At 72.7% G+C, this 7,150-nt stretch carries 5 protein-coding genes and 1 pseudogene; all 6 read right to left on the bottom strand.

The window, feature by feature from the left end; translation table 11 throughout:
* Positions 1-119 (bottom strand): annotated as a pseudogene (locus AC0CYZ_RS10395) (ubiquitin-like protein Pup); the annotation flags it as partial.
* Between the two features lie 86 nt (positions 120-205).
* A complete protein-coding gene (gene dop / locus AC0CYZ_RS10390; RefSeq protein ID WP_472214935.1) occupies positions 206-1,723 on the bottom strand; it encodes a depupylase/deamidase Dop in 1,518 nt (505 codons plus the stop codon).
* Between the two features lie 10 nt (positions 1,724-1,733).
* Entirely contained in the window at positions 1,734-2,984 is a 1,251-nt protein-coding gene (locus AC0CYZ_RS10385) for a multidrug effflux MFS transporter (protein ID WP_472214933.1), read from the bottom strand.
* Between the two features lie 32 nt (positions 2,985-3,016).
* A complete protein-coding gene (locus AC0CYZ_RS10380) occupies positions 3,017-4,315 on the bottom strand; it encodes an esterase/lipase family protein (RefSeq protein ID WP_472214931.1) in 1,299 nt (432 codons plus the stop codon).
* Between the two features lie 37 nt (positions 4,316-4,352).
* Positions 4,353-6,140: a proteasome ATPase gene (gene arc, locus AC0CYZ_RS10375; RefSeq protein ID WP_472214937.1), complete on the bottom strand. Its 1,788-nt coding sequence runs from the start codon at positions 6,138-6,140 to the stop codon at positions 4,353-4,355.
* Positions 6,141-6,308: 168 nt separating this feature from the next.
* Positions 6,309-7,150: tRNA (adenine-N1)-methyltransferase (locus tag AC0CYZ_RS10370; RefSeq protein WP_472214929.1), on the bottom strand; the 842-nt coding region annotated here is incomplete at its 5' end.

Here is a 7,150-nt window from a genome sequence, read left to right as displayed (position 1 = left end):
AGGATGGTGTCGGTGTCCTCGCCGAGCTTCTCCCGGCGCTCCTGGCCGGCGGCGGTGGTGTCCTCGCCGCCCTCGCCGTCGTCGCCACCGCCCTGCCGCTGGGTCTGTTCCTGCGCCATGGCTGCCTCCCGGGTGTGCGTGGTGCACGGACGACACTACCTGCCGCGGGGCCCCCGCAGCGGGACGAACATCACCTCGGCGGCCATCAGCCGCGGGTCAGGGCCTCCACCAGCGCGGTCGCGTTCGCGGAGTTGTCGATGAGCTCCCCGACGTGCCCGCGGGTGCCGCGCAGCGGCTCCAGGGTCGGGATGCGCACCAGTGACTCGCGGCCCAGGTCGAAGATCACCGAGTCCCACGACGCGGCCGCCACCTCGGTCGGGTAGCGCTCCAGGCACCGGCCGCGGAAGTAGGCGCGGGTGTCCTCCGGCGGCTCGGTGACCGCCGCGCGGACCGCGTCCTCGCTGACCAGCCGCTTGATCGACCCGCGGGTGACCAGGCGGTTGTAGAGCCCCTTGGCCTGGCGCACGTCGGAGTACTGCAGGTCGATCAGCGAGAGCTTCGGGGAGTCCCACGGCAGGTTGTCGCGGTCGCGGTAGTCCTGGAGGAGCTTGAGCTTCGCCACCCAGTCCAGCCGGTCGGCGCAGCGCAGCGGGTCCTGCTCGAGGTCGTCGAGCACCGTGCCCCAGATGTCGAGGACCTCGCGGGTCATCTCGTCGACCTCGCCGCCCTGGGTCTCCTCCTCGTGCTTCCACGCCCGCTCGAAGTACTGGCGCTGGAGCTCGAGCGCGGTCATCGTCTGGCCGTTCGCGAGCTCGATCGTCGTCTTCAGCGTCGGGTCGTGGCTGATCCGGTGCACCGAGCGGACCGGCTCGAGCAGGCGCAGGTCGTCGAAGCGGATGCCGTCCTCGATCATCGAGAGCACCAGCGCCGTCGTCCCGACCTTGAGGAAGGTCGAGTACTCGGACAGGTTCGCGTCGCCGATGATCACGTGGAGGCGGCGGTACTTGTCGGCGTCGGCGTGCGGCTCGTCGCGGGTGTTGATGATCCCGCGCTTGAGCGTCGTCTCCAGGCCGACCTCGACCTCGATGTAGTCCGCGCGCTGCGAGAGCTGGTACCCGGCCTCGTCGCCGGAGGCCCCGAGGCCGACCCGCCCGGCGCCGGTGACGATCTGGCGGGACACGAAGAACGGCGTGAGGCCGGTGATGATCGACGGGAACGGCGTCTGGCGGGCGCACAGGTAGTTCTCGTGCGAGCCGTACGAGGCGCCCTTGCCGTCGATGTTGTTCTTGTAGAGCTGGATGCGCCCGGTGCCCGGGACGGTCGCGGCGCGCTCGGCGGCGTCCTCCATCACCCGCTCGCCGGCCTTGTCCCAGATGACGGCGCCGCGCGGGGTGGTGACCTCGGGCGCGGAGAACTCCGGGTGCGCGTGGTCGACGTAGAGCCGGGCCCCGTTGGTGAGGATGACGTTGGCGGCCCCGAGGTCGTCGAGGTCCCCGGTGTCGGGCGGTGGGCCGGCGCTCGGACCCAGGTCGAAGCCCCGCGCGTCGCGCAGCGGGGACTCCACCTCGTAGTCCCAGCGGGCGCGGCGGGCGCGCGGGATCTCGGCGGCCGCGGCGTAGGCGAGCACGACCTGGGTGGATGTGATGACGGGGTTCGCCGTCGGGTCGCCCGGGACGGAGATCCCGTACTCGATCTCGGTGCCCATGATGCGGCGCGCGGTCATGTTCCCGACCCTAGTTGTCCGCGGGTCCGCCCGCCGTCGTCCGGGCGCCCGCGTCGCCGGCGCGCGGGGCCTCGGCGTCCGGGACCGCACGCCACACCAGCGTGAACACGACGAGGCCCAGCGCGGCCGCCACCACCATCGTCGTACCCATCGGCACCGCCGTCCGTCCGCCGCCGATGCCCACCAGGGGCGCCGCGAACCCGCCGACGAGGAACTGCGAGGTCCCGAGCAGCGCCGAGGCGCTCCCGGCGCGCGACGGGTGCCCGGCCAGCGCGAGCGTGGTCGCGGAGGGGAGCACGAACCCCACGCCGCAGACCGTGACGAACAGGCCCGGGACGAGCGCCCACGGCCCGGCGGGCGTCAGCGCGCCGACCAGGACCGCGACCGAGCCGAGCAGGGTCGTCACCAGCCCGATCGCCACGGTGCGCTGCGGCGCGACGCGTTCGGCCCCGACGAGCCGGCCCGCCACCTGGGTCGCCGTGACGATCCCGACCGAGTTGACCGCGAACACCCCGCTGAACGCCTGGGGGCTCAGCCCGTAGAGGCCCTGCAGCACGAAGGTCGAGCCGGAGATGTAGGCGAACATGGCCGCGAACCCCAGCCCGGCGGCGGACACGCAGGCGAGGACCCGGCGGTCGCCGAGCAGGATCCGGAACGCCGTCCCGGTCGTGCGCAGCCCCGCCAGCACTCCCCCGCCCCGCGCCCGGTCCGCCCGCGACAGCGTCTCGGGCACCCCGACGAGCACCCCGACGGCGAGCACGAGGCCGAGCGCGGCGAGCACGAGGAACACCCCGCGCCAGGACGTGACACGCAGCAGCTGCCCGCCCACCACGGGCGCGACGATCGGCGCGACCCCGGAGACCAGCATCAGCGCCGCGAACCCCCGCGCGGCGGCCGGCCCCTCGTAGAGGTCGCGCACCACGGCGCGCGCGAGGACGATCCCGACCGCCCCGAGCAGGCCCTGTCCGAACCGCAGGGCGATGAGGGTCCCGACGTCGGGCGCCAGCGCGCACGCCGCGGAGAGCACGGTGAACCCCACCGCCCCGGCGAGCAGTGGCCCGCGCCGCCCGAGGACGTCGGAGGCCGGCCCGGCCACGAGCTGGCCGACGGCGAGCCCCACGACGACCGCGGTGAGGGTGAGCGCGACCAGTGGCGCGGAGGCGCGCAGGTCGCCGGTGACGCCGGGCAACGCGGGCAGGTAGGTGTCGATCGAGAGCGGCGCGGCGCCCGTCAGGCCGCCGAGCACCGCGATGCGTGCCACCCGCCGCAGGCGTCCCGCCCGCGGCGGGGCGCTCACCGGAGCTCGCGCACGTCGGGGCCCTCGTCCTCGTCGGGCGCCAGCCAGCGCAGCAGGTGGGTGTGGATGCGCGGGTCGTTGAGCAGGTGGAAGTGGTGCGAGGACGGCAGCGTCTCGACGTCGGTGAGCGCGCCGCGCGCGGAGTCCACGGGCACCAGCAGGTCGCCGAGGATGTTCGCGAGCGGGTGGTGCTCGCTGGCGGTCACGCACGCCGCGACGCCGTGGTGGGTGGAGTGCGCGAGCAGCGGGACGTCGGTGTCCGCGACCCCCGCGACGAGGTCGCGGATGCCTGCCGAGCGCCGGTCGAGGAACTCGCCCCACGTGCGCGACTGCGCGTACCGGGCGAGCCGGCCGGCGAGCTGGTCCACCCGGTGGGCCAGCGGGGCGCCCCGGTGCGGCGAGCCCAGGTAGACCATCCGGCGCACCGACCGCACCCACGGCTCCCCCGTGACGACGGCCGCGTGGCAGGCGTGGCGCAGCACCAGCCCGCCCATGGAGTGCCCGACGAGGTCGAGGCGGCGGATCGGGACCGGCCAGCGCTCGGTGAGCTCCGCGAGCAGGACCGACAGGGCGGCGCCGTTGTGGGCGATCCGCATCCCGGTGTTGTAGCGCAGCAGCAGCGGGACGGCGCCGACGCTGGAGGCGAGCCGCTCGGCGTATCCCTCCCCGGCGCTGTCCTCGTCGGCGAGCCGCCACGCGTGCTCGGTCTCGCCGAGCCCGTGCAGGAAGAGCACGACGTGGCCGAGGTCGCGCTCCGGATGGTCGGCGACGACCTCGTGGATAGCGTCCGTCGAGGCGATGGGCAGCTCGGCGTGGCGCGGCTCGCCGTCCGCGTCGATCGTCGAGGTGTAGAGCGTCATCGGGACCGCGAGGTCGTTGTGCAGCGCCACCATGTGGTCCCCGACGAGGCCGTTCACGGCCCCGGTGAGCACGGCGCCCGCGGGTCGGGAGGTGATCGGCGTCCACTCGGTGCGACCGGACGCGCTGCGGTACACCTCGGCCGCCACGCCCACGCCGGTCCCGGCGAGGTGGGAGATGCCGCGGACCGCGGTGTAGACCCCGGCGGCGATGCCGTCGTGCGCCAGCTGCACCGGGCGCGACGCCGGGCCGAGCCCGACCTTGCGCAGGGTGGCGAAGACGGTGTCGGAGATCGCGCGGTGGGTGCCCTCGACCGGCCGGGAGATGATGTCCACGGCCTCGGACGCGACACCGGCCGCCCCCCGGACCTCGTTGCGAGGTGCGGAGCGCGGCCGGCGGTCGTGGTGTCCGTCGTCGCGGGTCTCGTCGGCGGTCATGACCTCGACGGTACCCGGTACTCGACGATCACAGGTACTACAGGTACTGCCCGGTGTTCGACGCGGTGTCGATCTCCTTGCCCTGCGTCGAGCCCTTCCCGGTGACGAGCGTGCGGATGTAGACGATCCGCTCGCCCTTCTTGCCGGAGATGCGGGCCCAGTCGTCGGGGTTGGTCGTGTTCGGCAGGTCCTCGGACTCGGCGAACTCGTCCACCACGGCGTCGAGCAGGTGCTGCACCCGCAGACCGGACTGCTTGGTCTCCAGGTGCGACTTGATGGCCGACTTCTTGGCCCGCCCCACGATGTTCTCGATCACCGCGCCGGAGTTGAAGTCCTTGAAGTACAGGACCTCCTTGTCCCCGTTGGCGTAGGTGACCTCGAGGAACCGGTTGTCGTCGGTCTCGGCGTACATCCGCTCGACGACCCGCTCGATCATGCCGTCGAGGCACGCCTGGCGGTTGCCGCCGAACTCGGCGATGTCCTCCTCGTGGACCGGCAGGCCCTCGATGAGGTACTTGCCGAAGATGTCGATCGCCGCCTCGGCGTCCGGACGCTCGATCTTGATCTTCACGTCGAGCCGGCCCGGCCGCAGGATCGCGGGGTCGATCATGTCCTCGCGGTTGGACGCGCCGATGACGATGACGTTCTCCAGGCCCTCGACGCCGTCGATCTCGCTGAGGAGCTGGGGCACGATCGTCGTCTCGACGTCGCTGGACACGCCCGATCCGCGGGTGCGGAAGATCGAGTCCATCTCGTCGAAGAACACGATCACCGGAGTGCCCTCGGACGCCTTCTCGCGCGCCCGCTGGAAGATCATCCGGATGTGCCGCTCGGTCTCGCCGACGAACTTGTTGAGCAGCTCCGGGCCCTTGATGTTGAGGAAGTGCGCCTTGACGTCGCGGCTGTCCTCACCGCGGGTCTCGGCGACCTTCTTGGCCAGCGAGTTCGCCACCGCCTTCGCGATGAGCGTCTTGCCGCACCCGGGCGGGCCGTAGAGCAGGACACCCTTCGGCGGGCGGAGCTGGTAGGTCCGGAACAGCTCCGCGTGCAGGAACGGCAGCTCCACCGCGTCGCGGATGGAGTCGATCTGCCGCGAGAGACCGCCGATGTCGGTGTACGCGACGTCGGGGACCTCCTCGAGGACGAGCTCCTCGACCTCGGCCTTCGGCACCTTCTCGTAGGCGTAGCCCACCTTGGTGTCGATCATCAGCGAGTCGCCCGGCTTGAGCTCCGGCGCGTCGGCGGACAGCAGCGAGTCGGCCAGGTGGATGACCCGCTCCTCGTCGGCGTGCCCGATGATCAGCGCGCGCGTGCGGGAGCCGTCCTCGTCGGTGAGGACCTCCCGCAGCGAGCAGACCTCGCCGATGCGCTCGTAGTCACCGGCCTCGACCACGGTGAGCGCCTCGTTGAGGCGCACCGACTGGCCGCGGGTCAGCTCCGAGGCCTCGACCGCCGGGGACACGGCGACCCGCATCTTGCGGCCCGACGTGAACACGTCGACGGTCTGGTCCTCGTGCAGGGTCAGGAAGACGCCGTAGCTCGACGGCGGCTGCGCGAGACGGTCGACCTCCTCGCGGAGGGACACGAGCTGGGCCCGGGCCTCCTTGAGGGTCTCGGTCAGCTTGTCGTTGCGCTCGGTCAGTTGGGACACCCGCGCCGCCGAGTCCGCGAGCCGCTGCTCGAGGATCCGGGTGTGGCGTGGGGACTCGGTCAGTTTCCGACGCAGCAGGGCGACCTCTTCTTCGAGGAATCGCACCTGCGCCGCCGTGTCCGCCGCGCCTCGGTCGCGGCCCTGGTCGGATCGGCCCCTGGGGTCGTCGTTCATGCTCACGGCGCCCTCCTCCCGCTACTCCGTAGAGCAACCGTACCCGTGAACCCGGGTGTCCGTGGAGTAGCGAGCCGGTGACGGACTTCTCGCGTCGCGGGCTTGCGCGTCGTCACCTGCGGTGCGTCTTACCTGTCAAGATGATCACCCTGGGTGGTCGGGTGTGCGCTATCCGCGACTCGGGCGCCGCTGCTGTCGGGGCGGGACGACGCCGTCCGCGAGGCGCCGCGCGGTCACCAGGAACGCGGTGTGCGCGATCATCCGGTGCTCCGGCCGGACCGCCAGCCCGACGCTGTGCCAGGGCCTGACCAGCGATTCCCACGCCTGCGGCTCCGTCCAGCAGGCCTGCTCGCGCAGCGCCTCGGTGAGCGTGGAGAGCTGGGTGGTGGTGGCGACGTAGCCGACGAGCACGCCCCCGGGGACGAGGACCTCGCGCACCGTCCCGAGCACGTCCCACGGCGAGAGCATGTCCAGGACGACGCGGTCGTAGACGCCGTGCGCCCCCGCGACGTCGCCGAGGTGGACCGTCCAGTTGGCGGGGTGCTCGCCGAGGAAGCGCTCGACGTTGCGCTCGGCGTGCTCGAGGTGGTCCTCCCGGACCTCGTACGAGGTGACCGTGCCCTCCGGTCCGACCGCGCGGAGCAGGCTGAGGGTCAGCGCCCCCGAGCCCGCCCCCGCCTCGAGCACGTGCGCGCCCGGGAAGACGTCGCCCCAGGTCACGATCTGGGCCGCGTCCTTGGGGTAGATCACCTGCGCGCCGCGCGGCTTGGCGAGCACGTAGTCGGGCAGCAGCGGCCGCAGCGCCAGGTAGGGCGTGTTGGCGGCGGAGTGCACGACGCTGCCCTCGGGGGCGCCGATGAGCTTGTCGTGGGCGATCGCGCCGCGGTGGGTGTGGTAGCTCTGCCCGGGCTCGAGGACGAGGCTGAAGTGGCGGCCCTTGGGGTCGGGCCCGGCGTGGAACTCGGTCGGCTCGGCCTGGTCCCCGGTCGGCTCGGCCTGGTCGGTCGTCG

It is taken from the genome of Actinomycetospora sp., assembly GCF_055612215.1.
Note: the sequence above shows the minus strand (reverse complement) of the source record. Positions and strands in the feature narration are given on the sequence as shown.